This window comes from Streptosporangium sp. 'caverna', from assembly GCF_003203775.1.
Taxonomy (GTDB): Bacteria; Actinomycetota; Actinomycetes; order Streptosporangiales; family Streptosporangiaceae; genus Streptosporangium; species Streptosporangium subroseum.
This window is the reverse complement of sequence record NZ_CP029711.1, coordinates 6,220,779-6,247,498: the sequence shown is the minus strand read 5'-3', so window position 1 is coordinate 6,247,498 and position 26,720 is coordinate 6,220,779. Positions and strand designations below refer to the sequence as shown.

The window sequence follows — 26,720 nt, the reverse complement described above, 5'->3', positions numbered from 1 at the left end:
AGACTGGATGAAACAAGAGGTTCCGCGCCTCCGACGTCGAGGCCCTGCTGCCGCAATGGAGCCCAGCCAGGAGGCTGGGATGAAACGGCGCCGCCTTGGACGATCGGGATCTGCGTCCACTCGCCGCAATGGGGCAGCCAGGAGGCTGGGATGAAACACGCCGGAGCCTGGGTGACGTTGGCCGCCGACATGCTGCCGCAATGGAGTCCAGCCTGGAGGCTGGGATGAAACGCCCTGCAGGTCGTGTTCATGGACTAGGGCACCCCGCCGCAATGGAGCCCAGCCTAGAGACTGGGTGAAACCGGAGCACGATCGTGCCCACAGCGCCGCCATCCACAGCGCCGCAATGGAGCCCAGCCTGAAGGCTGGGATGAAACAATCCAGCGGGATGAACGCTTCCCAGCCAGCCTCGCCGCCGCAATGGAGCCCAGCCAGGAGACTGGGTGAAATTACAGATGTCTACGCAGTCCTCTTCTTGCTCGGGGTCGCCGCAATGGAGCCCAGCCAGGAGGCTGGGATGAAACGCTTCGCTACTCGGCCCAAGGCCAGCAGGTCAGAAAGCCGCAATGGGGCCCAGTCTGGAGACTGGGTGAAACCTCGCAGGCGAGCCGCGCGCAGGGAAGTTGGCCGCGGTGCCGCAATGGAGCCCAGCCTGAAGCCTGGGTGAAACCAGCAGACCCAGTAGGGCTTCGACTTCGGATCGGACGCCGCAATGGAACCCAGCCTGGAGACTGGGTGAAACTAGCGCTCGCGTTCGCGGGCGCGGTCGCCGGTATCGCGCCGCAATGGAGCCCAGCCTGGAGACTGAGTGAAACCGGACGGGGTGCCGTGGATGGTCAGCCCGTGGTTGTAGCCGCAATGGAGCCCAGCTTGGAGACTGGGTGAAACCTTGTGGCTCTGCCAGCGGAAGTTGGCCCAGTCGGAGCCGCAATGGAGCCCAGCCAGGAGGCTGGGATGAAACGCCCTGCAGGTCGTGTTCATGGATCAGGGCACCCCGCCGCAATGGAGCCCAGCCCGAAGCTGGGATGAAACCACCTACCGCACCGGCGCCGGCAGCTCCGGCAACCTGCGGCAATGGAGCCCAGTCTGGAGACTGGGTGAAACCCTGGCCGCAGGGTGGCCACGCATCGACCGCACCGTGCCGCAATGGAGCCCAGTTTGGAGACTGGGATGAAACCTGGCTGAGGAGTTCGGCGTGGCGCGGCTGACGGTGCGGCCGCAATGGAGCCCAGCCAGGAGGCTGGGTGAAACACCACGGCATCTGCATCATGGGCTCGCGCACGCTGCCGCAATGGAGCCCAGCCAGGAGGCTGGGATGAAACCGGGGGTCGACGGTCTACGCCTGGGACGGCACCGTCGAGCCGCAATGGAGCCCAGCCTGAAGGCTGGGTGAAACCCGCGTCCGGCCAGCTTGATCTCCCCGATGCCCGGCTGGCCGCAATGGAGCCCAGCCTGAGGGCTGGGTGAAACTATGCCGTGCTCGGCCTGGTCGGCACCTCGGGCGTGGTGCCGCAATGGAGCCCAGCCTGAAGGCTGGGTGAAACGGTTCGTGAACTGGCTCGATTACTGAAAGTGCTCACTCCGATACAGACACGCTGTCCGCCTTGCCCCCTGGATTCCTTTTCTATGCTTCGGAACCTCCTAAGGCCCGGGTGTGAACTTGAGGTTCCGAACCACGCGCAGCGGTCACAGGGGGGGTCCAGCCCGCAGAGAGTTCACGCTGTTGATTTTTCAAGAAGCAGCGGCAGCTTATTAGGGGACCGGGGTGAAGAGGCCAAGCCCGAAGTGGGACAGGTGTCCGAGGGTAATGGGTCCTTGAACTGGTTCGACGAAGTGCAGCTCCAGGCAGTGACTCGAGCGCATGGCGGCTGGTTTTCTGTCGCGCCAGCGACGGCGGATAAAGCCAACGAAGTCGGGGTTGGCCTTCTCTTCGACCTTCACGTCGGGAGCGTCGTGTCCCCGATACTTCAATTCTCGGGCGACCTCGCCGTGGAGGTATTCGGCGGCCGGTTGCCTGGGCTTGTGGTGGCGGGAGGGCACGAAGGGGGTGATGGTCTTCCATCGTCGTGCCGCATTGTGCCATTCGGGTGGCAGTAGGGTCTCGTCGCCGGATGCAGTGAGCAGCATGTTGAGATTAGCCGGCCCGGAGACGCCGTCGGGCACTCCGATGCTGCGCCTGGTCAAGCTGTCCAGCGCTTTGACTTCGTGTGCGGACAGGCCGGCGGGGGTCCAGACGATGACTTCGTCGATACGTCCGTCACCGTTGGCGTCATAGGGCAGGAAGTGTGCGTGGCGATGTCCGTCGGTGAGCGGCATCCCGGCCGCGGTTCTGCCCGCGAGCAAGCTATCGGCCACGACACCTTGGGCAGCGATGATCTTGATGCAAGCGCCGCGTAGGGCGTCCATCAGCGGAACCGTCTGCGCCAAGGGCGGTTGCACGATTCCGCTGATCGCCAGTCGGACCACCGTGGTCTTCTTGTTCGTACGCCTTAGGGGGCGCGCTGGCCGAGTCGACACCGGCACGGCGTAAGTGATCTTCCTGGTGCCTGGCGGGTAGAGCAACTTCTTGGCGCGTACGTCGACTGGGCGGAGGACTACTGCGTCCAAGTTGAGCGGCAGTTCGGGGCACAGGAGGTCTGCTCGCTCATGACTAGCGCTGAGGGCGTCCTCGTCGTCGAAGCCGATGGGCTCTACCCGCTGGTGCCCGGCCGCGTCCTGTGGGACCCCGTCCAGCAACTCGGCTTCACATGTGGAGTCTGCGCGGCCGATGTAGGGAATCGACTTGGCCAACCGTGCCAGCGCGTCTGACTGCTCGGTGTTGAGGTCGACTGGCCACAGTGCGTAGATGGTCTGGTTGCCATCGAGTACGGCGAAGGCGTCTATGGCCTTGTCGGTGCTGATCGATCCGCTGCGGTGCTTGCTGTCGGGGTAGTAGTGCCGGGTGTGGGCGATCCTGTAGGGCGGGATGAGGTACGACGGTGGGACGGCGAGCCGGGCCAGCAGGTCGTGGACCACGCCGGCGTCCAGTTCGGGCGCTCGGAGCTGCCAGATCGCGTACAGGGCGCGCAGGAGCCGCCATGGTGACGGCGGCAGCTCTACTGCTCCTTCGTTGACATAGCGTCCCCAAGGGGTGGCGTGGTATCTCCCCCAGGGGAAGTGCAGGGCTAGGACGACTGCCATGTCAGCCCTGCCACAGCACGGTGATCGGTTCGGCGCCGACCCTCTGGGATGTGATGAGTTCGGCGATCCGGGTTTCGAGTTCGGCCTGCTGCGGCAGATCCTTGGGTTCCTCGGTGACCTCCAGGTCGCAGGCAGTGCGCAGGCGAAGCCCACGCGACAGCAGCATGCGGATCTCCCACAGCGCGATCAGGACGAGCAACTCGGTGACAGCCGGACCAAGACCATAGGAGGTGAGCAGGTCCACGTCGACGACGAACATGGCCTTGATCTCCCCGGCAGTCCACTCGATCCGGTGGAAGGGGACCGATCCGTAGCCTTCGCTGGTGCCACCGCCCTCTCCATTTTGTTCGTTGAGCTTGTGACGCACATGGTCGGACTTACGTCCCCCGCTGATCACCTCGCGCACGTCGTGTGCTTCGATGACGGCCGAGATGGCCCGGGTGAACCTCGGCTGACCGAGCCACTCTTTGCGGCTGAAAAAGATCCCGTGAAGCAGGCAGAACGGGTCTAGCTCCATGAGGGCGCGGGCCATGCGGGGGTAGTTGAGCGGGGTGTCCGCAGCCAGGCCGAGGCGGTCACGGATGACCTCGATCATCGGGGTGCCGTTGAGGGTGGCCTCGCGAACGAACGCCGACGCGAGACGGTGGGCTTCTTCGCGGGAGGAGGTGAGGTATTCGTCAGGGTTGTCCTGGCGGTGTACCCGAACATGCGGCAGGGCCTCGATCAGCGCGACGGGGCGGCCAGAAGCCCTGTCCCAGGCCATGCCCTCCAGACGGTTGGCCATTGACTGGACCGACTCCACCAGCAGGCTGTCGCCGCCCTGAGCGCGCTGGAACTTGGCTGAGCCGATGTCGGGGAAGTGGGTGGCCTGGAAGGTCGAGCCGAGCGCAGGCTGAAGGTCAGCGGTGTAGCGCAGGCGTGGCCGGTCGAGGGGGATCACGCGGGTACTCCTTGCTTGTCGGAGGTGTCATAACGGGCGGTTTCAGCGACGCATATCCGGGCGAGCGACCTTTCCCGGTCGTGCTTTGTGACCAAGAGCAGGAGTGCCGCGGCCAGCCGTGCCCCATCGGCCCGTGATGCGGGCACGACCTTTATCCGCGGCTCAAGTCCGGCCATTCGCAGTCGAAGGACTGCCTCTCGGGACACTGCATTGACCCCCCGGGCGGCCAGGCGACTGACCCAGTCTGGTTGCGGTGAGAGCAGCACGGGGTGAAGTCGTTTTTCACCGCCTTGCCGGTCGCGTACCTGGACGGTCAGTTGGCCGGTTCCGAAGAACGGCACGAGCAGCGGCAACGCCCAGTCAGGGACCAGGGCTTCCGGTTGCTGCGGCCATGCGGCCTCCGAGCGCGACAGGCATCCAAGCGCCAGCAGACCTCGAAGATAGTCGGCCACGAGTTCGTCGTTTGAGGTATCGGTCAGGAACCGGCTGATCAGGCTCATCGGGAGCCGCAGCCCGTAGTCGAAGGCCGTTTGCACGCCTCGAGCCGCGGGATCCTCACCGTCCAGACCGGGCCGGCCGTCCTGGGCGTCGATCACGCGGACACGGTGTGACTGTGCAAGTGCGCGGATCAGAGTGGCGCCGAGCAGGTCGACGCCGCTGCGTGGGGAGTCCTGCCAGCGTGCGCCATCAGCGTGGGTCAGCAGAGTGCGGATGCTGGGCCCAGCGGTTCTCGGGTCGTCACGCAGGCTGGCGAACCCGGCCGCCAGCCATAGCTCATCCCGGCCCTGGTCGAGATGTTCCAGCGCCTGGAGCCAGTCAGGGGGACGTCGCGGAGTGTATGGCTTGACCTCCGAGCGCATCCGACCGGACTGGCCGACCAGTTCATGCAGGCGGCCGAACTCGATCACAAACCTGGAGAGGGCCCGCGGCCCATCACCCGCGGCCACGGCAAACAGTTCGCGTTCGACCCGGCGCAGCGCGGTTGCTACGGCGTTGGTCGGCTTGGCCCTGCGGACTTGCTCGAGCCACGCGTACGGCCCGCGGAGCAGCCCCTCGTCGCGGCGAGAAGCCACCGTGATCTTCCCAGCGTGGATCGCGAGCGGGTTCTGTCCCAGGCGTTCGGCAATCACGAAGCGGTGAAACCCGGTCAGCCCACGGTCCACCCCAAGCGAAGCCAGCGCAAGGGCGAACTCCAGCCCGGAGGTCGCCTGCCTGTGCCGCCACTGGGCTCTGCCTTCGCCGATCAACTGCGCGACTTCCCCCGCCCCGGCAGGCTGATCCCACAGCGGCACCCACTGCTCGCCCTTGACCGACTCAGCCTCGGCAGCACTGCCGTGGCCTAGCGGGGTCGAACGGGTAAAAAACGGTTTGGCCTCTCCCGCCCTGCCCGTCCCGTTGCGGCGCACCGCGGCGCTGGCGAACAGGAGCGTTCCTTCCATGGTCAGCACGAAGGACCACGGGTTGGCGAAGCCGTCGGCCTTTTCGTCGGCGGCCGAGTGGATACCCCCCGCCCTGCCCGGATCGTACTGACCAACCGTTTCTCGGAGGTAGGCGACATCCTCTCGGCCAAACAGCGCCGCCTCGGCCCATGCGCGGCTGTCGGCCGCCTTCGCCTTGGCTCCCATGAGCCGCAGCAGTCGGTCGTAGTACGTCGCCGACAACTCCTGCCGGCCCAAGTTACCGCCCGTCCCGGCCAAGGCATTGAAGGCCAGGTCATCGAGCGTCAGTGTGACCGCTACGTCCAGCCAAGGCAGCGCCTCATCAGGGAGTAGGGCGCGGCAGAGCCGGATCACATCGATTTTGTGGTTCTTAGCCCACAACTCGCCTTTGCTCCCGCCCCAGCCACGCTGTTGCCCCTCCACCACGATCTGCTCGCTCTTGGCGATCGCCTCCTGCAGGGGACGGAAGCGCGTGTCGTTGAGACTTCGAACGTCAGCCAGGGACTTCTCCGCCGTGCGGCTCTTACCGTTGCCCGCGAACCCGGAACCGGAGTTCCACGGCGAAACAATCGGCGCAGGCATGTAGGCATCCACCAGCCAGGTGGACAGCTCCTTTTCACTCATCAGCGAATCGAGCACGGCGATGTCGCCCCGCCAATGCAACCGTGCGCGGGGATCGATCTGTGCGGAGACCACCCTCAGCAAGCCGAGCGCTTGAAGGTAGCCCGCCAGCACGTCAGCTCGGCATCCTCGCAGAATAATCCGGTTCATTTGCCCTCCCGGTAGGCCTTGCTGACCCGCATGTCAGCGATCCGCACCAACGCCTCCAGGTATGCCAGCCGGAACGGTCCCAGGTCCGAGCGGTCCCGCAACTCGACCGCCCGGGAAGTCCAAGAGTCGCCGTCGGCGGCGCCGATCCGCAGCGACGAAGTGGACAAGGTGAGAGGACCGATGTGCTCACCCGGTGTCGGGTCGAACCCGGGAGTACAGTCTCCCTCTGCCACTCCAAGCACAAGCGGTGGGTTCTCCGAGGACTCCTCCCCGACAGAGCGGACGCTGATGCGTACCCGGCCGTGGTGCGCGGCGACCAGGTAAATGATCAGGCTCCGCTCCTGCCGGCCCTCCAGCAGACGGCACTTCGGGTGTGTCAGCATCAGCGCGCCGACCAGCTCATGGCGAAGGTACTTTCGGGAATGCCGCGTCCCGAGGTTGGGCGACTTCGCCAACAGGCCCGCTGGGGGATTAGGCCCCGCGCTCCTGAGAGTCTCCTGGAACACCTCATGGCACTTGCCCAAGTCGTGGTAGCGGCCTGCCAGCTTCGCCGCGGTGATCTGGGCGGCGGTCAGTCCAGGCAGCCACAGTCCGCAGACGAGTGCTGCCACATCCTTTTCCACGTCCTCGAGGTGCTGGGAAAGTCCCACCCATGGCAACCCGCACGACAGGCCGTCGTCGCCAATGGCATCGCCCTCGGCTGGACCGTCCGCCGCTGCATCCCTGGACGGCACCGGCGTCACGGCGGTACGGCTGCTCGGAGCCCACCCGAGCACGGGGTCATATCCGCCAGCAGACGCATCAGCCAGCAGTACTGCACCGGGCACGACATCCGCCCGGGAAGCTGGCCGCCAGTTCCCCCTTACGCGGTCGCGGACCCATACCCTGCGGGCGCCGCTATCAGGACCAGCCAGGTTCTTCACATCCGCGATCGGTGCTGGGCACAGCTCCTCACGGGAAGGCAGCAGCTCATCATCGGCTGGCCGCCCCCCGCGGGAGGACCAATCCCGCCACGCCACGAAGACGCCGGTGTCGTCACCGTCGCGAATCCACGGGCTGACGTCGATGTCGGCACCGGTGAGGTCCGGCATAGTGTCGAACAGTTGCAGCAGATCCCGGCGGCGCAGCACGGCATGCAACTCGGGCATCTGCTCCACCACATGCCGCTGAAGCAGGGTGGACGTGACCGCGACCCCCTTCAGCTCGCCAAGTGCCGCCGACGCGGCCTCCACATCGTCCTGCTGATACGGCGCTGCGGGGTTCCGCCCGTTCGGCGGATTGCCCCACAGCAGGCAGGCCGCGAGGTACTCGCCACCGCGGTTGCACCGCCCCGCTCGCTGCACGATCGAACTCCACTGCGCGGTCTCGGTGAACAACGTCCTGGACGTGATGTCCACCCCTGCCTCCAGAACCTGGGTGGAGATCACGATGCGGCCGCCCGGAGGCGGGTCGGCCACCACCAATTCCATCAATCTCCTACGCTCCGCAGGCCGGAAGCGGGAATGGATCAGCACCACATCGGCCTGCTGACCCGCCTTCCGAACGGCCGCACACACGGAAGTGGCACGCTCCACAGTGTTCAGCACAGCGATCGTGCGTGTGCCCGCGTGGTGCCGCTCAAGCAGCACCTGGGCCAACGCCGCAGGATACTTTTTTGGATCAGTCGGGAGATCCAGTCGCTCAATCGTCCTGGTCGCCTTCAGCCTTTTCGCCAACGGGCCCGCGCGGTCTTCCTCCGACAGCTCGACCGTCCGCAGGGTCGTCACGTCGTGGTCGACCGTCGACAGCCCGTCCTCGGCAAGGGTGGCCGACATCCACATTGACCTGGTCGGCGCCGCTGTGCCCAGTTTGTCCCTAAATCCCTGAAGTTGCGCGCTCGTCGGCAGCGCAGGACCGAGCAGTTGCGTCTCGTCGAACACCCATTGTGCGTCGGAATGCAGCAGCGCATAGGAGATCGGCCATCTCGGCCGCGTCTCTGCATATCCACGCATGAGGGCCCGGCTCAACACCATGTCCTGGGTGCCGATCAGAATGGCCCGCTTATCGGGCGCCAACTGCCAGGCGTCATCCTTCCGGTCAGCTCCACCCATCAGGACTTGCAGAACCACCTCGTCCCCGTCGCGTACGCCCTCCGGGTTACGAGATGTACGTGCACCTAGGTTGAAAAGCCACCCCGCCACCTCGCGCGCTGTCTGCTCCACCAGCGTCCGAAGCGGCAGCACGTAGACCAATCGCCGAGGAGTGAGCTCGGGCAACGTATAGGTGCGCCACAGCCAGGGCAGCACGGCCGCCAGCGTCTTCCCCGCCCCCGTCGGAACCCTCAACAGATCCGGTAGTCCTTCCTCGGCGAGGCGCACCTGGTAGGGGTAAGGAACCCTCGCCTCGCCTACTGCACGGGCCACGAACTCGCTGAACTCACCGACTTGCGGGCCACTATTCATAGGGGGCTCCCTCGGGAAACCTAAAGTTCATGAAGGCTCCGCAATTTAGCGGCACCGACCGACAATTGTGGGGGTTACGCGAATGCGGACCCGCATAGCGCTCGAAGCAGGTAATTTGTGGGATATTTCAGGCACGGCTATTGCTGCAGCGCCCCGAAAATCAGCCACCCGTGGCCAGCACGCCGTCGTCTAGACCGGCCTACGGCGCCAGCTCCGCAACCCGCGCCCAGACTTCGCACGCCACGTTCCGGCACGGGGCCCTCGGCCACACGACCGCAGCAGCCGTCAACGGCCAGGACTCGCCGAGCGTTGCACCCATCGCCAGGACCTCGGCATGAGGCGCCGGCCGGTCCTGGGGCGGCTCGGCCTGCTCCTCGGTCGCATGGGCGGCGCCCTTGTCCAGCGCTCGTTCACCGCCCGGTCCCTCGAGGGCCCTGGCGCACGTCATCGACGACCAGGAGGACGCGGCCGACGAGATCGTGCGATACCGCCTTACCTTCGGCCAGGCCGAGCAGCTTAAGGGGTTCATCGCGGATCTCGGCCGCCTCCTCGACGCCCGGATGCTGGACCAGATCCTCCTGGAGTCCTAGCAGGTCCACCAGGAGCCTGACGGCCGCACCACGTGAGAGCGGCCGTCAACCACATGTTCCCGGTGCCGCCGTCTACCTCGACGCTGCCAAGTCCCACTTCCACGCAGCCTATTCCGGCCTCTTCCCGGAACGTCCCGTAGACCCAGGCCCTCCCGCTGAAGGGCGGTTCGTCGTGTTCGGGGTCAGGAGTTGCTGACCACCAGCCGGCGCACGATGGCCTCGACCAGATCGAGATCGTGAGCAGCAAGCTGGTTAATCGGGACTTCGAGCCGACGTACCGCGGCGGACGTTTCCTGCTGCTGCGTGCCGTACCAATCGGCGGCGATCATCGCCTGTACCTCCTGGCGGCTCACCTTGAAGAGGGCAGCGATGCCGTCGAAGGTCTCAGGAGCGGGCGGCGCGACGCGGGCACTCGGACCGCCACCCCATGCGCCATGGAGGGCGACGCTGTTCCACCAGCTGTCGGAGCGGACCCCCTGGGACTTCCTGTGCATGTCGAGGTAGGTGTAGCCGCCGGTTCGGAGGTCGATGACCTTAGCCCTAAAGGGCGTTGACGTGTCCATGCCGCCAGCATCCAGGATGCTGGATGATCCAGAAAGAGTTCTGGGGAAATTTATTTGATGAACCATCCTGAAGTCTGGGCGGTCCTGCCCCCTCCAGCTCAGGGCCGCCATGCGGAATATTGCGCTGAGTTTAAATAGAGTCGCAATTAGTTACCAAGAGTTGCGGCGAGATGCCCTCTGCCTGCGGCGTAGCGCCCCAGCAGGGAAGGCGCTCACCGGAACCCCGGATTGCAGGGGTTCGAGCTCTAGCTCCTATGGCACACGGGCCGTGGACGGGTAGCGTGCCTGCTATGGCGACGAAGAGGGTCAGCGTGACCATCCCCGAATACCTGGCAGAGCACGCGGGGGCCGAGGCTGCTCGCCAGGAACTGAGCCTCTCGGCCTACGCTGCCAAGGCCGTCCGCACCCAGCTCGTCCGCGACGCGATGCAGCCTTCTCAAGGAGGACGCCTACACCCCCGTCATGGAGCTGTTGGAGGGCGCTGAGGAGGCGCTGGAGGAGGAGCGGGAACTGGCCCGCCAGGAACGCAAGGAGCGCCTGCGGTCATCCATGCAGCGGCTACCGCCCGGCAATCGTGCAGTCCCCCAAAACTTCTGAGCTGTCGAGACCAGAAGATCATGTCCCTTCGGGGGTTGTCTCGGCCGGTCACTCTTCATGAAGATGTGGTCGGAACGCGTTCGAACAGGAACTCTTCAGTTCGGAGCATCTCGCGTTCGACGGCTTCGGAAAGGTTCCGGCTGTCAATGAACACCCCGAACTCGAGATTGCCGTGTTCGGCGCTCCATGAGAAGTTGGCGCTCGTCGTCAGCAGGAATCGATGGTCGACGATCAAGAACTTGGCGTGGTTGCGCACGTAGCTGCCGTCGAACTCTCGCGTCCTGAGGATGGTCCCAGGTCGCAGGTGAGCTGCGACCTGGGACGTGGTCGGGGTACGCCGGGAATCCTGATCTGCCGCCTTGGTGTCCAGGTAGACGCGCAGGGCGATCTCCGGCCGTCGGGCCGCCCGCCGGAGCGCCTCCCAGAGTCCGGAGGTTCGCTGGAAGTTGAAGGTGGAGCAGGTGACGGATTGGCGAGCGCCGTCCACGAGATGCGCCACCGAGCTGGTCAGTGGCCCGGCCTGGGCGAGGTGGCCGGGCATGGTCCAGAGCGGGTCCAACGTCGTCGTGATTGATCTCGCGCCTTCCACGGCCCGGAGGACAGCGATCACGGCACCGGCGTCGATGCCCTCCAGAAGGGATCTGATCTCAGCGCGGCGTCCCGGCGGGACAACGCGGATGGCAGTGGTCAGCGTGTCGCCGTCACACAGCCGGTCGGCGATCCCCTTCGCCTCGCTACCAGTGAGCTGCTGACCTAACCATTTCGCCGCTTCGGAGTCACTCCACGCGGCCGAAGAATCCAACGCTGCTCCCGGGCAAGTCGATGAGGAAACGCCGGTCGAGGAATCGGTTGGCTCGCTCGCATGAAGTCTCCGATGCCATGACACAACAGTGGCAGGCGGCGCCGTGGAGGAAGTCTTCCGGGTCCTGCGGGGTGCGCATCGCGCAGATCGGATCTGATGAGCACCGCGTCGCCCGGTACAGGGCGCCGGACACGACGCGCTGCAGACGGGCGGGTTCGCTGAGCTGGACGAGGCCGCCCAGGGTGCCGTCGCTATCGGAAGCGGTGGTGCAGATCAGCAGGCCCACGGCAGCGGCTCTCTCGTCCGCCTCGGGCCAGGCATAGAGCCGCTCGCTCAGACTCGCTGCGGCATATCCGCAGGTCATAGCGAGTTCACGGATCAGTACGTGGGCCAGGGTGTGGACCAGCCAGTACCTCGGCGGCTTGAGCCGTGTGTCTGGGTGGACAAGCTCGGCTGTTTCGGAGAACCGGCGTCCGAAGTTCAGACGGTGGGCGTCGCGGTGTGCACGCCAAAGGTCTGTGTCATAGATTCGCCCCTCCCACGCCGCGACCTTCTGCTCGTCGAGCTGAAGGAAGATACCTTCGCCTCGATCTTCGGTGGCGACCGTCCACGCCGGCCTAGCAGCACGAGTCAGCGGAACCAGCCGACGTGGCAGGTCGCCTGCTCGGTCCATGGCATCGATCCTCGTGAAGCCAACGAGCGCGTTGACCTTCCGGAGCCGCTCGACCGCGAGAACCCTGGCGATTTCGGGGCGCAGTTGTGGATCACGCTCTCGCTTGGACAGGGTGAGCCCGCTCGCCTCGTCCTCGTGCCTAGCCCCGAGCGGATCCCTCAGCAGATAGCGCCATTCCGGGACGAGCAGATCCACCGGGTCCCAGGTGCGGAGCCGTTCTTCCTGATCTTCCGGCGGCACCAGCGGTGCGGACGCGGCGGTCACCACCTGGGTGAGTACATCGTCGGAGAGCATGGTGACATCCACCTTGCCGTCCAGCACATCTCGGAGAACGTCGAGGTCGTCGCGGTACTTGGCCAGTTTGTTGCCGAGGGCGATGCGGATCTGGTCAGCAAGATCGCTGACTTTCTCCTGCTGAGACTCCGGCATCACGATGATCGACTGCGTGGCGGGGAACCAGAGGTTCGAGGCGCCGACGAGGATCAGCCTGGTCTCGTTGGGGCAGCCACCGGGTTCGAACGCGTCCAGGTGGGGGTGGCGGCCCCGGCATCGGGGCAGCGTGAGAGCTGCTCGTTCGCCCTGGGCCTCGTTCATCGGGCGCTTCAGCCCGCAGGAGGCGCACTCGATCGTGGCGGTGGCTCCTCGGCCGGCCGTTCGATCAACCATCTTCAGCAGGGGAAACTCCGCCTGATCGCAGAGCTTGCCCCGGTGGGTCCAGAGGTCATAGGGAAATTCGTCCAGGTGCCCGTCGACGCAGGCGAGCAGATAGCGGGCCGGTACTGCCGTGCGGCGGGCGGCCTTGCGGTTCTTGTCACCCCGCCGCCCGGTGCACCTGGTGTGTTCGAAGCAGGCGAGGTCCGTCCGGTAGGGATGGGTGTTGGTGTAGTCGAACTGGGCGAGCGAGCCGAGCATGTCGCAGCCGGTGCACCGGAGCCACTGGGGGAAAACGCGGGAGGGCACGCCGAGGTCGTTTCCCTCGTTCGACATGCTGATCCTCTTGGCCTGCCAAGGGAAGGGCCGCAACTGCACGTCGGGAGAGCGCAGCAGCATGCGGACCACGTCGCGCAGACGAGGGGCGCGGATCTGGGGGATACCGTCGCGCCGCCGCCAAATCCGATCCCAATCGTCCAGTCCCGCGGGCATCACCGTGAACTGCGGCAAATCCATGATCGCGCCGGGTCCATAGGTGTAAAGCAGGGACGACGGACGTCCGGACCCGACTTTGGCCCGGTTGCGCTTGGTTCCCTTCTCCGCCTCCTTCTCCACGTCGCCCAGCGGATCGACGGGGGCCGAGGCGTTGTAGACGAATCGCGAGGTGGTCACCGGTTCTGCGGTCATTAGTCCCCCTCGGGGAATCGCCACTGTGCCACGCCGGGCGGCGCGATGTAAATCAGGTTCTCCTTGATGGGGCTCACCAGAAGATTGATCTCTGGCTGCACCTCGCGCATCGAGTTCGCCACGATGAACGGGGCGGCGTCCCGGCTGTCGGCCAACGACCGGGCGTTCTCCGCGCTGATCATGAGTGGGCCGTGCTTCGCGTCGTCGAAGACCTTCTCGTACACGAGCGCCTTGCGCAGATCGGCCAGATGCTTCCGCCGCTTCTCCCACTGGTCCAGACGGTTGAGCAGACGCTGCCGGGCCACGTCCGCGTCGTCCTCACCTGCGGCTAGCTGAACACGGCTGACCAGGGCATCGATCAGATCACTCGCGAAATCGCGCTGTGCCTCGATCCGGCCGGCCCCATCCTCTGGGGAGAGCCCCTGCGGCTGGACAGCCTGGAGGACGCGAGCGGCGCTGACGAGCACGCCGTCCAGCCCCCGCTCCATCGACGTGACGGAGAACGGAGTCACCGACAAGGCTTCGACCTGGGCGTAGAACGTCTCGTGGTAGTGCCGGAACTGCTCGAAGTGCGCGAGATCGCGCGGCCGGGCCCAGTTGCCCAAGGTGACGACCAGACCGGGACGCTCGGGGTCGCGCCCGACCCGCGAGGACGCCTGGATGTACTCAGCGGTGTTCTTTGGCTGGCCGACGATGAGCATGAGGCCCAGCCGGGTGACGTCGACGCCGACCTGCAGCATCGAGGTGGCAAGGAGCGCGTCGTACGGGGGGATCTCCCGCTTGGGCACAGGCTTGCCCGCCTCCCGAAGCGCGCGCAGTTCCCGTTTACCCGCCGTGGAGTCGAAGACCGGGTTGAAGGTCAGCGCCATCTGGTCAAGCGTCAGGGTGATGTCGGCACTGGCCACACGGGCGGTCAACTCGGCGAGATTGAGCGCCCCGAAGTTCGTGCCGGTACGCCTCGGCAGCAGCGACCACGGCCGCCCCTTGGCGAGCGCGGTCTGAACGTCGTCGCCCATGTAGCGGGCCATGCCCGCCAGTTCCCGGGTGGCGCTGAAGTAGCCGACGAGCGTCATGTAAGGATCAGCGGCCTCGCCGGAGCGGTCCATGAGCAGTTGGCCTGCGGCCATGAGGACTTCCGCGACCCGGATCTCCGCGGTGGTGAGCCGGACACCGGTGGTGTTGAGGCCGATGTAGCGGCGTCCGGGGTTGTCTTCGGAGACCAGCTCCTCTTTGGAGAAGAACGTCTTGCCCGAGTCGAGGACCTGCGGCGGGAAGATCGTGAGATCCCGTCCGTAGAGGGCACGCACTTGGTCGGGTGCGTTCCTCGCGGTGGCCGTTGAGGCCACCAGTAGGGGTCGTGCGGCACGCCCGTCAGCGGTGCGCCAGCGCATCATCACGTCAATAGCGACTTCGAACAGGCCGACGGTAGTCCCGAGCGCCCCGGTGATGAGGTGCAGCTCATCCTGAATAATCAGATCCGGTGGCCTGAGCCGTGGCACAGGGCGCACCGCAGCCGAGGGCTGGCCATCCTTGGCCGGGTGCTTGCTGCCATCCTTCAGATCACAGTGCCGGTAGTCAGGGTGAACGAAGCCGTGCCGGTCGCATCGTTTGGCGACGTACCCGAAGAGCGAGGCCGCCTCTCCTTCCCGCGCGAGCCGGGCGAACTTGTCGACCGTGGCGATGAGGAACGCTGGGGCGAGCCGGTAGATCTCCTCATCGACGGTGAGAACGGGCAGACCTTCCCGCGCCTCGCCGCCCTCGGCGAACGGGCACCCGGACAGATCGTCGCCGCAGTAGACGTAGATCCGCCGTGTGGCGTCCACGCCTCTGACATTCCGAGCGCTGATCTTGCTGCCGCACCACGGACACCGCTGGATCTGCAAGACAGTGAGCCGGTAGCCGTGGCCCTGGCTAGCCTTTTGCAGCTGGGCCGCAGCCTCGTCGTAGCGCTTCGGGCTCACGTCGGTGCCGACCCACAGCCCGATCCGGAACGGCTCCGCCCCCCACGTGCCTGGGTCCTTGATCCGCTCCATCTCGGCAGCGCAGACCAGCACCGTAGCCCGCTGAAACTGCTGAGCGGTCAGCAGCCGCAGCGTGTACCGCATGAGCACGGCGATCCCGGATCGCCCATCGAGCTGTCCATCCGGGGTGTCCAGCATCCCCTGACGTCGCCGAATCGCGAAGGTGTACGCGGCGAGGCCAAGGTATGCCTCGGTCTTGCCACCACCGGTAGGGAAGAACAGCAACTGCGCCTTGGCAAGGTCGCCGCTGCGCCGCTCGGCTGCCGGATTGGTCAGGAGCGGCAGCTGCATGAGCACGAAGGCGAGCTGGAAGGTGCGCCAGTGCGCGTACTTGGGTACTTCTCGTACGACTGCGCGTGCCTGCTCGATGCTGAGCTTCGGATTCGCCGCACGCCCCTGGGCGATCTGCGAGTGGATGCGCTGGTCGGCCATCACCTGGTTCATGAACCGGAAACAGCGCAGCGCCTCGGCGTCAGTCAGCAGATGCTCCAGTCCTTCGGCGAGCTGCTTCTGCACCTTGCGGGCCTCGCTGACCGCGTCCAGGCCTTCGTCGCGCAGGTGCGCGGGGAGCGCTTCCGCTCGGCGCTGCTCACCGTCGAGCCAGGCGGCGTAGCCACGGACGATGGGTTCCAGACCCACCCGCAACTCCTCGATACCGGCCGTCGCCAGGCTCTCCATGCTCAGCAGCGCCTCGCCGACCTCTTCGGCGGTGACCTGCGGCGTCTCGCAGATGGGCAGCCAGGCCGTCCAGACCGCGCTTGCCCGACGCACCCCGGCGGCCACCTTCCAGTCGACCGAGCAGGTGCGCCCGATGGCGAACTCCAGCCGGTCCCGGTACTGCAGATTCAGCCGCCGAAGCTCGTCATCGCGCTCACGTCGATCGTCTTCGAGTACATCGCAGACCGGCAGGAAAACCTCGGCGCCATCGGCATGGACCGAAACCTTCGTCTGGTAGAGCCACGCCTCGACCGGGATCTTGCGCGGGGTCTCCCGGTCGTTGCAGAGCGCCACCTCGATGAGTCGACGCCCGCCTTCGGTGTCGTCATACCGGTCGATCTGCAAGACCACCTTGTCCTTCAACAAGATCTTCTTCGTCGTCCCCTGATCGAGATCGGCGACCTTGACCACGTTCGGGATCTCGATGGGGATCCGCTTGTACCGGCGGAGATTTGACTTGTCCTCAGTTTTCTCCTTGACCGGCTCGTACATCCCCCACGTGCACGTGACTGTGAACGAGTCCAGGTCAAAGGGGACCTGGAAGCGCAGCCCCATCGACGCCGGGATCATCAACCCGCGCTTCTGCGGCTCGTCCTCGACGTTGTCCTCATCCGAGCCCGCGGTGCTGTCATCCACCGCCGTGACTGGCACGCCCCGGCTCTCCTCGGCGTCGATCGCGTCTCCGACATCGGTAAGGGCTTCACCGGACTCCGCGTCCTCTGGATCATCCTTGCTCGTCGTCAGCCGGACTGGCGCGATCCGGCCGACCAGGTACGCGGAGTCCGGGACACCGTCCAGGATTTCCTCAGGCCCGCCGGCGGGCCCAAGCAGCTCACGTTCGAGGATGTCGACAAGGTTCTCCCGAGCCGTCCACGACTGATCGTCCGGCTCATGTGCCAGCCGGAACTGCCGCTGCTCGTGGTGCGGGATCTGCGGCGTGCTCATTCGCCATCCCCCTCAGCCTCGTCCTCGGCCGGAGGGGGCGCCTCGCCTTGGAGCGCGGCGCGGCGAAGGTTCTCTTCCAACAGCTTGTCTAGGATCTCCACCCGCGTCGCCGGGCTCACCGTCCAGCGCGTCATCTGCCGGTACGTATGGAACCCGTGACCGAGGTAGAGGTCGCCCCAGCCGTAGGCATCCATGACGGCCTCGTCGAGTTCGACATGGATCTCCCGCATCCGTGCCACATCAGCGTCGGCCGAGTCCTCGATCTCCGGATCATTGATCAGGTTGTAGAGCTTGGTCAGGCCGAGCTCCCGGCGCAGCATGATCTTCCGCCGCTCGGTGTCGAGGGCCCTACCGATCTCGGCAAGCTGTTCATTCTGCTCCGGACGCGGGAAGGTCGCGAACACATCTGATGGCGAGTAGTTCACATCGGCCCGCATCGTGGAACCATATTTGATCGCCCATATCTGGTGCAGGCTCGATGACAATACCGCCTGATCCGTGAACGAGTCCGTCGCGAAGACGCCTAGCTTGTGGCTGAACACTTGGCCGATCGGGACACGCATCGGCATCACTGTCTTGCTGACGAGGGCGATGACGAGCACCTCCTCCAGCCCCGCGATCGCCTTCCGCATGGCTGGACGTGAGCGCAAGAAGATCCACCACGGCGCGTTCCGCACTGCCTTCGGCTTCTTGGCTCGTTCCGGCCTCACCAGCTCCAGTACCCGCTCGTATGGCAGGCGGTACCGCCGAGCCTCCGACTCGGCATGCTCATTGAAGTCGATCACCCAGCGAGACGGCGATGCATCCGGCCGCGAGTTAAGGTCCTCGCCACCGAGATAGGGGAACAGGACCTCGGCGTTCCTGGGGTCGGCGTCCTTCCACGCGGAAGCTTCCTCGGGCTCAAGCACGAAGCCCATACCCAGGACGATGCAGCCCTGGAAGGCGGTACCGGTGTTCTCGATCAGCCGGACCGGTGCGCCCTCGACGCATCCGTCGGGCTCAAGCAACGTCGAGATTCGTTCCACCTCAACGTCGTCGGATACGCGGGGTACGGACGCCGGGACCTGCCGCCGAGTGCCCCAAACGGCCGCGTACTCGAGGTTCGCGCTCGCAGCCGGCCAGGATCGGCTCTGGATCGCCCGGGTGAGGGTGAAACCGGCGGCGACCATCTGGTCGAGGCCGACCTGCCGGGTATCGCCTTGAGCGACCGTGTTGGTCGCGATCAGCCCGAGATTCCCGCGTGCGGTCAACAGCGACATGGCACGGAGCAGGAAGTAACCCACCAGATCGGCGCTGCCCTTCTGGCCGCTGGCCAGCACGTTGACGAACCAGTCGCGGACGTTGGTGCCCATCGATCCGGTGAGCTTCTGGCCTCCGAGGAACGGTGGGTTGCCGATGATGGCATCGAAGCCGCCACGTTCCATTACGTCGGGGACGGCGATGGTCCAATGGAGCGGCTTCCAGCGGTCATAGTCGGTCTGGACGGTCGGGTTGAGCCCAGCCGCCACGATCGCGTCGAGCATTTTCCGGTCGCAAGTCTCGTTGCCGGCAGGGTGAGCGAGCTCGATAGCGATGCGCAGGTTCTCGTACGCCTCGCGGAGCAGCTTGCCTGGCTTGCCGCCCCAACGCAGTCCGGCAGCGACCACGCCGTCGGCGATGTCGGTGAGGTCGGCGACCAGCTCCTGGTAGTCGCGCCACTGGCGGCGCTTGGTCGTCGCCGAGCGCTGCGGGTCTGCATCATCGACCTCGGTGGCAAGCTGTCGCCGCAGCCTCGCTGCCTTGGCGAGCACGTCGTCGATGTCGATACCGAGCAACGACAGCTGTGCATTGGCCGTGGCCGGATCGATGTGCATCTCCTTGAGCTGACGCTTGTCAGTCACTCCAAGCAACGAGTTGCCGTGCAGGACCTTGTCGTCGACGAAGGAGAACGGCAACTTCGGGTCTAGTGAGACCAGCCAGAGCGACAGCTTGCACATCTCCACAGCCATCGCGTTAATGTCCGCGCCATACAGGCAGGTCGCGATGACCGTACGGATGGCGTGGGTGTGCAGGTCGTGGGGTGTGCCGACGGCTGCGCCCTCCCGGTGCCAGGCCTCGACGAGCCGGGCAGCAAGGTAGCGGGCCGCGGCGACCAGGAACGCGCCGGAGCCGCACGCGATATCGGCGATATTGAGGTCGAGGATCCGGTCGGACGACACCGGCTGCCAGCAATGGGGGTCGGCGACCTGGTGCGGGCCCGGGTCGAAGACCAGCGCTTCCAGGGCGTGCCGTACCACCTCTTCGGCGAGCGAGCGGGGGGTGTAGTGCGCGCCCGCCGAGGCCCGCGATGGGGTTTCGATGACGAGCACACCGTCGGGCAGGACGACGAATGGCCGGTCGCGCAGGTCGCGGCGGATGATCCCGATGAACGGGCGGAGCCGGTCGCGCAGCGCCTCGTCCTTGGTGACCGCGCGGAGGGCGCGCTCGGTGTCCTCGACCTGGTCGCTGGTGCGGATGGCCTTGGCGAGCGCGGCCTTGGTCGGGGGTTTGGCGGCGGGCTGGTTCTCTTTGGCCCAGGCCAGGATGGCGTCCGCCAGAGCAGTGTCGGTCCGCTTGGCGGCGGCGAGGTCTTCGAGGACGGTGAGCGGGATCTCCGGCTCCTCGCCGGGGGTGCCGATCAGGCCGACGGTGACTTCGCGGACCTCCTCGCAGGAGTAGCCGAGGAGGCCTTCGTAGATGTAGCCGATCTGCTCGACGTCGATGTCGCAGAACGAGATCCGCCGGGCGGGCTGGCCTTTGAGCTGGGCGACCTGCACCGCTCGCAGGATTTCGAGCATGATCCGGTCGCTGACGGTGATGGACAGGGTGCCCTGTTCGCTCCGCGCGGTGAGGAAGCGGAACCGAGTGGGGTCGAAGAGGGATCCACCGTAGGAGGGTAGCCGCAGGTCCTCGAAGGAGGCGCCCCGGTAGAGCGCCTGGGAGGTCGCGAGCAGCCGGTGCCAGGTCAGGTGGGTGGCGTCGAGAGCCTCTGTGCCCTCCTCGCGGGCGCGAGCGTCGAGCTCTTCCAGGGCGTCGCTGATGCCGTACCCCATGGTGAACAGGCGGCTCTGCGGGAGCAGGCCACGTTGCTCGGCGAACAGCAGGAAGACCACCCGCATCATCACGGTGACGGCGGCCTCGTAGACGTCGGCCCGGTTGCGGGGCAGTGGGTCGGGTTCGCCGCGCCGTACCGTGTCCAGCGTGGCCTCTGACAGCGCCTGCACGAGGAGTTCAACGGCGCGCCGTACCTCCACGCCCAGCGCTTCGGTGATCTCCTCGGCGGCGGCGACCGACTCGCCGAACAGCGCGGTCAGCCGGTCCTCCGGCTTGCCCGCGAGCAGCCGGCGGCGCTGCAGCAGCTCGATGAAGGCGTTGCGGGTCTGGGGCTCTTCGATCCAGGTCTGGGCGTCCACGATGCCGGAGGCGACCATGGTCTGCTCGCGGGCGCTGACGATGGCCCACCAGCGCCCGTCGGTGACGACGCCGATCGGGACGCCGCCGGAGCGGAGCAGCTCCTCCATCCGGTCGATCGGGCTGGTCGCCCAGCCGTCGTCGAGCAGATCGCGGAGCGACTCGACGGGATCGACAACGAGGACGAGCGCGTCAGTCACCTCGCCGTGCACTAGGGCGCCGGTCGGGCTCACGGTGACGGCATGGTTGGGTGAGCGGACCTCGACGCGAGAGGCCCCGAAGACATAGGTGTCGGCCCAACCGAGGACGTCGCGGAGGACTATCTCCACCCAGGTGTCCCGGGCATCCCGGTAGAAGTCGAGCGCGGCGTCGTCGCGGTGCCGGTCCCAATTCTCCCACGCCTTCTCGAAGGCGGGTTTGGCGTCCTTCAGCGCGGCGACCGCGTCGGGGTCGGGCTGGGGCATGCCTTGCTGCCAGACCCGCTTGAGCGGCGGCACCGCGAGAAAAGGGCCGTCGGCGTCGACGAGTTCGAGCCAGGCGCGGTGCAGATCGGCGACGGTAGGGGCATGCCTGCGGTCTCTGGTCAACGTGGTCACCGGATCCTCCCGGCTTCGGCGTCCTGCGGGGTGAGGGCGAACACGACGGCCGCGGCCGAGACATGTGGCTTGATGTCGGCGTAGCGCTCCTCGATTGCCGCGACCTCGCGGAGCTCTTCCTCGTCGAGGCTGGCCAGCCGGTCTTCCATGGCGCGCAGGTCCCGCCGCCGCTGGGCCTGCTGATCGTCGGTGAACAGCTGTTCCTCCTCCTGGGCCCGGATCTCCGCGCTCAGCCGGTCATGGGACTCGCGGAGATTGACGCGGAACGCCGCGAAGATTTCCCGGGCCCGGGTGATGTCGGAGTCTCTGCGGGCTTGCAGCGCCTCGGTGACCTTCTCCTGCCGGTTCTCGGCCTTGCGCGCCATCGCGGTCAGCAGCCTGGTCCGGAGCCGGGACACGTCGGTGTTCCACAGCTCCGCCAGCGACGCGCGGAGCGGCTCGCCGGCCAAGGCGAGGTTCTCGGCGTCCAGCGCCTCGTCGAGGACCTGCTCGGCCTTAGCTTCGGCCAGGGCTTGGCCGTGGACCCGGATGCCGGTGAGGAAGACCTCCTCGTGGAGGCGCAGACCGCCTCTGCCGACAAGGACGAGCCGGGAAACGGCGGCGACACAAGACTGGGGCAGGTCCTCGACCACCACCGCGGTAATCCGGTGGACCGGTGCGTCGACGCTGAACAGGGCGCTGCGCAGGATGCGGGCCGACCGTTGCATCAGCGCATGGCCGAGATGGATATGGACGAGGTCGGAGCGGCTCTGCGCCGCCTGGTCGTCGAAGGTGATCGGGCGGAGTTTGCCCGGATTGAGCCTTGTGTCGAGGCCGCGGAGCGCGTGCTGCCAGGCGGAGCCGAGCGCGGGCACCTGGAACACCTGCGCGTCGGTGTCCACATCGCCGACCTCGATGAGCGGCGGCTGCGCGGCGAGCGCCAGCGCGGTGTCCACAACCCGCCGCGCGTTGGCGGGCGTCAAATGCATCTCGGCCTTGCGGTCGGAGTACGTGCGTGACAGTTCGGTTAGGCGGCGGTTCAGCTCGATCCCACCCGCGAGCACCCGGTTGATGATCGCGTTACCGTCGTCGGGGGCAGACGGCCGCGACCGGCGTGATGTGCCCGTCGGGCTGAAGTGATTCTGCACCTCGGCGTCGATGACCGGGTTGACCGAGCCGAGGTCGTGGGCGACGTTGCCGACCTTCTCCGCGATCCGCCGCATGAAGTCCATGTCGGCCGCATACGTCGTGGAGTTGATGGTGGGTGCGAAGTGGTAGATCTCCGGGGTCTGCTGCTGGCCGTAGCGGTCGATCCGGCCGATCCGCTGCTCCAGCCGGGACGGGTTGAACGGGATGTCGAAGTTGACCAGCCGGTGGCAGTGGTCCTGCAGATCGATGCCCTCACCAGCGGAGTCCGTGGCGAGCAGCACCCGAACCTTGTGCTTCGAGGGGTGTTCGGTGAAGCGGGCGCGGATGTCCTCGCGTGCGTCAACGGGCGTTGATCCCTGGATGGTCTCCAGGACGTCCTTGTAGCCTCGCTGCCTGAGGATTCCGGCGATCCACTCCAGCGTGGCGGCGTACTCGGTGAACACGACGACGCGTTCGTTGGACCAGGCCTTGCCGTCAGGACGGCAGACCGGGTCGAGCAATCCGATCAACGCCTCCAGTCGGGAGTCGGACCGGTGTTCATAGCGACGCCCCCACTCGACCAGGGTGGCGATGTCCTGGCTGGTCCCGGTGACGAGCGGGTCGGAGCCCTTGCTCTGCCGGAGGGCGGTGAACTCTGGCTGCTCGGCCTCGCCTTCCTCCTCGTCGGACTGCCGGCTGCCGAGGACCTCCTCGTAGTAGGAGTCCTCATCGTCCAGCTGCAACTGGTGCCCGGCCGAGCCCGACGCCTCATACAGCCCCAGCGTGAGGGCGAACGACCACGGGCTGGACAGGAAGCGTTTCTTCAGCAGCATGGCCACGATGTCGCCGGAGCGGCCCTTGCCGTTGGCGCGGGCGCTGCTGATGAGGATCTCCTCCAGCATGGCGAAGTGCCGCTGCTCGTCGGCGCTCGGCGTGAACACGATTTTCTTCAGTTGTCGGGTCTTGAATCCCTTGTCCTTCAAGTCTCCTTTGAGGCGGCGGACCGCCACCTCCCGCAGCGCCCGTTCGTCAAGGTTCGCGCCCCGGCTGAACCGCCGCCCGTCGATCATTTCCATGAGCGCGGTGAAGGATTCCGGGTAGCCGTTGTGCGGGGTCGCGCTGAGGAAGAGCCGGTGCTCGCATCGCTCTGCCAGCGACTTGGTGGCGATCGTGCGCTGGCTGTCGACCGCATAACCGCGGCCTCCGGCCGACGCGGTGGGACCGGCGGGCGCGACGTGATGGGCCTCGTCCACTACGAGCACGTCGAAGGCGAACCGGCGGGCCGTGTTCCGCACGTCGGCGAAGACGTTGCGAAGGAGGCGCTGCGCCCGGAGTGTCGGGAGCCAGGCCATGCTGACGATGACCCGAGGGAAGAGGCGGAACGGGTTCGCGTTCAGCCCGTGGCTGCGGCGGACCCTGGCCATCAGGTCGCTGTTGACGATAACGAAGTCCAGGCCGAACTTCTCCCGCATCTCGTCCTGCCACTTCAGAGCGAGACTCGGCGGGCACACGATGATCACGGAGCGGGCGCGGTGTCGCAGCAGCAGCTCCTGGACAACCAGCCCAGCCTCGATGGTCTTGCCCAGGCCGACGTCGTCGGCGAGGAGCAGGTTCGTCCTGGCGGACTGGAGGGCGCGGCGCAGCGGTTCGAGCTGGTAGGCCTCCACGTTGGCGCCGCTACGGAACGGCGCCTGGTAGGAGTTGGCGTCGGCGGAGGTGACCGCGCCCCAGCGGACGGCGTCCACGAACGCCGCGAGCGTGTTGGGGTCGTCGAAGGCGTCGGGACTGATCTTTTCGGGGAGGCTCTGGTCGGGGGCGACGGTGTGGCCCACCTCCAGCTCCCAGACGACCGCGAGTTCCTCACCCAGGCGGTCCTCTTCCAACGACTGAAGCCCAACGACGTGGGTGAGGTGGGCAACGCCTTCATCGGCCGGGCTACGCGGCAGGCCCTGTGGACGGACGTAAGTCACCGCCCACATGGAGCCGCGCACGTTGACCACTTGACCGGGCTCGGGCACCGGCGACAGGCCGGCATCCTCCCCGGTCGTGGGGTTGTTGTCCAGCAGCGGCTTAGGGGGGTTCGTCGCAGCCATGTGAACTTGTTGTGGACCAATCACTCGTTTATCGCGTAATCCGGGCTGTCAGTTTCACACGTTCCAAGCCGCACGCCCAGATTTGGAGCTAATTCGTGATCTTCAACATGTGGCATGGCGCGACCTGGTGATGATCCAGCGGACGGGCCGGACAGCTCAATGTGAATTGGCCTACCGGGCGCGGCCGAGCAGGATGCCCTCCGCCAGCATGTTGATCTCGCAGTGGCCCGCGCGCCTTCGTCTCCGAGACGGCCGCAGCCGCCTGGCCGGAAGTCTTGCGGGAGCACCAGCCGCACGAGCCACCGCGAGGGGCAGGGCGACCGCACTGGATGCACTCCGGCATCGCCGAAACGGTCACGGCACTGGATCGCTGCACGGGCGCTGGAGGCAGCTTTACGGTGAGCCGGTGGGTCAGGAAGGCCCTCGCGCTGTGGACCTGCTCAGGCAGGCCATCGGTCAGGCTCAGCCGGATCTGAGCGTCGCTGATGCCACGCCTGCGCCACTCGGAGCTGGCGATGTGGCCGACAGCGGACTGCGCGATCAGGGCCTTGTACTTACTATCTCGCCCGAGCAGCTCCCTGCCTTTTCCCGGAAACCACCCCGCGCGGAGTTGGGATAACGCCAGGCGGAACGCGGAACAACATCCCAACTGCCGACTCTCCCGAGCTCTGCCGATGCCAGGTCCCACAATGGCTCACAGAGGCCGGTCTGACCTGGGGAATCGTCCGCTAGGCCGTCGACACGGCGCCGCTCAGGGGCGATTCCGCGGCCGAGCACCCAGTAACTGTTTCAGCAGGCGGTGACGCGGATCCGGCTCGTCTGCGTCAGACCTCTTCATCCTTCGAGCTGCTGCGGTCGACGACGAACGTTCCCTTGCCGACGACGGTTCGAATCAGGCCCCGATCTCGGAGCTCCTTCGTGGCCCGGCGGACCGTCATGTAGGCCACGCCGTACTCAGATGCCATGTCCCGCTCGGCTGGCAGTCGGCGGCCAGGGCGAAGCTCTCCGGCCTCGATGCGCGCCTGGATGTGATCCGCGAGCGCGACGTAGACGTAATCGGCGCTCTCCGGATCGTGTTCAAACGGCGGGACCTCGGTCATGCCGGTCAACGTATGGCCACGTTGGCCTGCATCAACCCATGGGAAGCTCTGTATGGCTATACATGGCTATCTATTGGATTTACGGTGGTGGCCCATAGAAACGGGCCTGCCACAGCGCGCGAACGCCGTGACAGGCCCTTGATCGGGCACTGGAGGTCCGACCCGTGGAACACGATATGACCGACGACATCCCCGAGGCGATGCCGCCCGCGCCGTGGCTGCCTCGGCCGGTGCGCTACTGGCCCGACGGAACCGCCGTGACTCTGGACGTCGAGGAAGCTCTCGACAGGATCGTGGAGACCGTCCGCCGGATCCAAGCCAAGCTGCAGGCGCCATGAGCACGGAGGCGCAGAGGGATCTCGCCATCGCCCTTGCCCGTCGCTGGCAGGTGTCCAGAGACGAGCTCAACCGCGCGGCCGACGAGCTCGGTGTGCGCCGGGTCACCGACGAAGAATGGGCAGAGATCAGCGGTCCCGTATGACTGGCTGGGTATCGGTAGGCAGCCGCGTCATCGTGGACACCCTGCTCCACAGCCACGCCAGGACACGCTCAGCCCGGGACCTTATCGGCAAGCCTGGAACCGTCGACCGCCTTGTGCCGCGCGGGACGTCCACCTACGCCCTGGTCGAGATGGACGAGTCCATACGCGGCTTCCCGGGGCAGACGAAGTGGTCTGTCCACGTGGACGACCTGTACGTGGTGACCACGCCGAGCGCGGGACAGCTGGAGCCGGAGCCGGTTTCCTACACGGTCGGATTCGAGGCCTACCCGGTCAAGCTCCGGGCGATCCACGGTGTTCGGCATGCCGTGCCGACGTCCAGGACCGATCGACCTCTTACCGAGGCTGTGTGCAGTCTGCTTGTCCGGCCGGTGCACTCGCCGACGTGGCCGATCCCCTTTGACCCGTCATCGAAGGTCTCCTGTCCGGGGTGCGTCGAGGGCATTGAGCTGCGGCACCCGGTCCCCGAAAACGGCCAGTTGTCGGTCAGGCACCCGGGTCCAAATCCCAGCCTGGGATCATCAGTTTCGTGAAGAGTCTCACCGAGCTAGCCCTCGATCTTTGCCCCGCCCCGGAGCACCCGAACCGCCCGGGGAGCGACCTCAACGCCGCCACCCGGGACTTCATCGAGGCGCTGACCTTCGCGGACGCGGACACGATCATGATGATGATCCGTGAAACGATCCCGGACCTCACCGGGGACCTTCCGGTCTGGGCCAGGAACCTCACCTACCGCTTGGCCTGCCTCCAGCGCCCTGATGACGCTGAGTTGCTGCGCGCGGCCAGCCACGACCTCTACTTCCACGGGCCTGACTGGGACGACAGCGCCGAGGAGCTTAGGCGTCGCGCTGACGAACTGGACAGCGCTTCCTGAGCCTC

At 66.3% G+C, this 26,720-nt stretch carries 16 protein-coding genes; 5 read left to right on the top strand and 11 right to left on the bottom strand.

What is annotated here, in order from left to right:
• Positions 1 to 1,752: 1,752 nt before the first annotated feature.
• Genes csb2 through DKM19_RS27360 form a run of 4 tightly spaced genes read right to left on the bottom strand, consistent with a single transcriptional unit; the run spans position 1,753 to position 8,771 of the window.
• Positions 1,753 to 3,180, bottom strand: a complete 1,428-nt coding sequence (gene csb2 / locus DKM19_RS27375; RefSeq protein ID WP_110699422.1) for a type I-U CRISPR-associated protein Csb2 — start codon at positions 3,178 to 3,180, stop codon at positions 1,753 to 1,755.
• Between the two features lies 1 nt (position 3,181).
• The gene (gene cas7u, locus DKM19_RS27370; protein ID WP_204358262.1) at positions 3,182 to 4,120 is read right to left on the bottom strand and encodes a type I-U CRISPR-associated RAMP protein Csb1/Cas7u; all 939 of its coding nucleotides are present in this window, start codon (positions 4,118 to 4,120) and stop codon (positions 3,182 to 3,184) included.
• Complete coding sequence (gene csx17 / locus DKM19_RS27365; protein ID WP_110699420.1) at positions 4,117 to 6,330, bottom strand: type I-U CRISPR-associated protein Csx17; 2,214 nt, start codon at positions 6,328 to 6,330, stop codon at positions 4,117 to 4,119. The genes cas7u and csx17 overlap by 4 nt, the downstream gene beginning before the upstream one ends.
• Complete coding sequence (locus tag DKM19_RS27360) at positions 6,327 to 8,771, bottom strand: DEAD/DEAH box helicase (RefSeq protein WP_110699418.1); 2,445 nt, start codon at positions 8,769 to 8,771, stop codon at positions 6,327 to 6,329. The genes csx17 and DKM19_RS27360 overlap by 4 nt, the downstream gene beginning before the upstream one ends.
• 395 nt (positions 8,772 to 9,166) lie before the next feature.
• On the opposite strand from DKM19_RS27360, the gene DKM19_RS49830 reads away from it, so the two are divergent.
• Complete coding sequence (locus tag DKM19_RS49830) at positions 9,167 to 9,361, top strand: hypothetical protein (protein ID WP_162641805.1); 195 nt, start codon at positions 9,167 to 9,169, stop codon at positions 9,359 to 9,361.
• Between the two features lie 182 nt (positions 9,362 to 9,543).
• Here the strand turns inward: DKM19_RS49830 and DKM19_RS27350 are convergent, their stop codons facing one another.
• The 7 genes from DKM19_RS27350 to DKM19_RS27320 all read right to left on the bottom strand — a co-directional run bounded on the left by DKM19_RS27350 (position 9,544) and on the right by DKM19_RS27320 (position 25,342).
• Entirely contained in the window at positions 9,544 to 9,924 is a 381-nt protein-coding gene (locus DKM19_RS27350; protein ID WP_110699414.1) for a hypothetical protein, read from the bottom strand.
• Between the two features lie 652 nt (positions 9,925 to 10,576).
• The gene (gene drmC / locus DKM19_RS27345) at positions 10,577 to 11,323 is read right to left on the bottom strand and encodes a DISARM system phospholipase D-like protein DrmC (protein ID WP_110699412.1); all 747 of its coding nucleotides are present in this window, start codon (positions 11,321 to 11,323) and stop codon (positions 10,577 to 10,579) included.
• A complete protein-coding gene (gene drmB / locus DKM19_RS27340) occupies positions 11,298 to 13,358 on the bottom strand; it encodes a DUF1998 domain-containing protein (protein ID WP_204358261.1) in 2,061 nt (686 codons plus the stop codon). The genes drmC and drmB overlap by 26 nt, the downstream gene beginning before the upstream one ends.
• Positions 13,334 to 17,017, bottom strand: a complete 3,684-nt coding sequence (gene drmA / locus DKM19_RS27335) for a DISARM system helicase DrmA (RefSeq protein WP_110699408.1) — start codon at positions 17,015 to 17,017, stop codon at positions 13,334 to 13,336. Before drmA ends, drmB begins: the two co-directional genes overlap by 25 nt.
• Positions 17,014 to 21,042 carry a DNA methyltransferase gene (locus tag DKM19_RS27330; RefSeq protein WP_204358260.1) on the bottom strand — a complete coding sequence of 1,343 codons (4,029 nt, stop codon included), beginning with the start codon at positions 21,040 to 21,042 and terminating at the stop codon, positions 17,014 to 17,016. Before DKM19_RS27330 ends, drmA begins: the two co-directional genes overlap by 4 nt.
• Positions 21,039 to 24,242 (bottom strand): DISARM system SNF2-like helicase DrmD, encoded by a 3,204-nt coding sequence (gene drmD, locus DKM19_RS27325; RefSeq protein ID WP_110699406.1) that lies wholly within the window; start codon positions 24,240 to 24,242, stop codon positions 21,039 to 21,041. Before drmD ends, DKM19_RS27330 begins: the two co-directional genes overlap by 4 nt.
• An 824-nt stretch (positions 24,243 to 25,066) precedes the next feature.
• Positions 25,067 to 25,342, bottom strand: a complete 276-nt coding sequence (locus DKM19_RS27320) for a GntR family transcriptional regulator (RefSeq protein ID WP_110699404.1) — start codon at positions 25,340 to 25,342, stop codon at positions 25,067 to 25,069.
• Between the two features lie 176 nt (positions 25,343 to 25,518).
• Between DKM19_RS27320 and DKM19_RS49825 the strand changes: the two genes are divergently transcribed.
• From DKM19_RS49825 to DKM19_RS52005, 4 genes are read left to right on the top strand one after another with little or no spacing between them, the layout of a single operon-like run.
• Entirely contained in the window at positions 25,519 to 25,680 is a 162-nt protein-coding gene (locus DKM19_RS49825; protein WP_162641804.1) for a hypothetical protein, read from the top strand.
• Positions 25,677 to 25,823 carry a hypothetical protein gene (locus DKM19_RS49820; protein ID WP_162641803.1) on the top strand — a complete coding sequence of 49 codons (147 nt, stop codon included), beginning with the start codon at positions 25,677 to 25,679 and terminating at the stop codon, positions 25,821 to 25,823. The genes DKM19_RS49825 and DKM19_RS49820 overlap by 4 nt, the downstream gene beginning before the upstream one ends.
• Positions 25,820 to 26,374, top strand: coding sequence for a hypothetical protein (locus tag DKM19_RS27315; protein ID WP_110699402.1), 555 nt, complete (start codon positions 25,820 to 25,822; stop codon positions 26,372 to 26,374). The genes DKM19_RS49820 and DKM19_RS27315 overlap by 4 nt, the downstream gene beginning before the upstream one ends.
• Positions 26,371 to 26,715 (top strand): hypothetical protein, encoded by a 345-nt coding sequence (locus tag DKM19_RS52005; RefSeq protein WP_239513617.1) that lies wholly within the window; start codon positions 26,371 to 26,373, stop codon positions 26,713 to 26,715. Before DKM19_RS27315 ends, DKM19_RS52005 begins: the two co-directional genes overlap by 4 nt.
• Positions 26,716 to 26,720: the final 5 nt, after the last annotated feature.

What these genes read in the sequence shown, in the direction of transcription:
- DKM19_RS49820 (WP_162641803.1), top strand. Translation starts at nt 25,677, where the DNA reads ATGAGCACGGAGGCGCAGAGGGATCTCGCCATCGCCCTTGCCCGTCGC.
- drmD (WP_110699406.1), bottom strand. Translation starts at nt 24,242, where the DNA reads ATGGCTGCGACGAACCCCCCTAAGCCGCTGCTGGACAACAACCCCACG.
- csb2 (WP_110699422.1), bottom strand. Translation starts at nt 3,180, where the DNA reads ATGGCAGTCGTCCTAGCCCTGCACTTCCCCTGGGGGAGATACCACGCC.
- DKM19_RS27350 (WP_110699414.1), bottom strand. Translation starts at nt 9,924, where the DNA reads ATGGACACGTCAACGCCCTTTAGGGCTAAGGTCATCGACCTCCGAACC.
- DKM19_RS27315 (WP_110699402.1), top strand. Translation starts at nt 25,820, where the DNA reads ATGACTGGCTGGGTATCGGTAGGCAGCCGCGTCATCGTGGACACCCTG.
- DKM19_RS27320 (WP_110699404.1), bottom strand. Translation starts at nt 25,342, where the DNA reads ATGACCGAGGTCCCGCCGTTTGAACACGATCCGGAGAGCGCCGATTAC.
- csx17 (WP_110699420.1), bottom strand. Translation starts at nt 6,330, where the DNA reads ATGAACCGGATTATTCTGCGAGGATGCCGAGCTGACGTGCTGGCGGGC.
- DKM19_RS27360 (WP_110699418.1), bottom strand. Translation starts at nt 8,771, where the DNA reads ATGAATAGTGGCCCGCAAGTCGGTGAGTTCAGCGAGTTCGTGGCCCGT.
- drmA (WP_110699408.1), bottom strand. Translation starts at nt 17,017, where the DNA reads ATGAGCACGCCGCAGATCCCGCACCACGAGCAGCGGCAGTTCCGGCTG.
- DKM19_RS49825 (WP_162641804.1), top strand. Translation starts at nt 25,519, where the DNA reads ATGACCGACGACATCCCCGAGGCGATGCCGCCCGCGCCGTGGCTGCCT.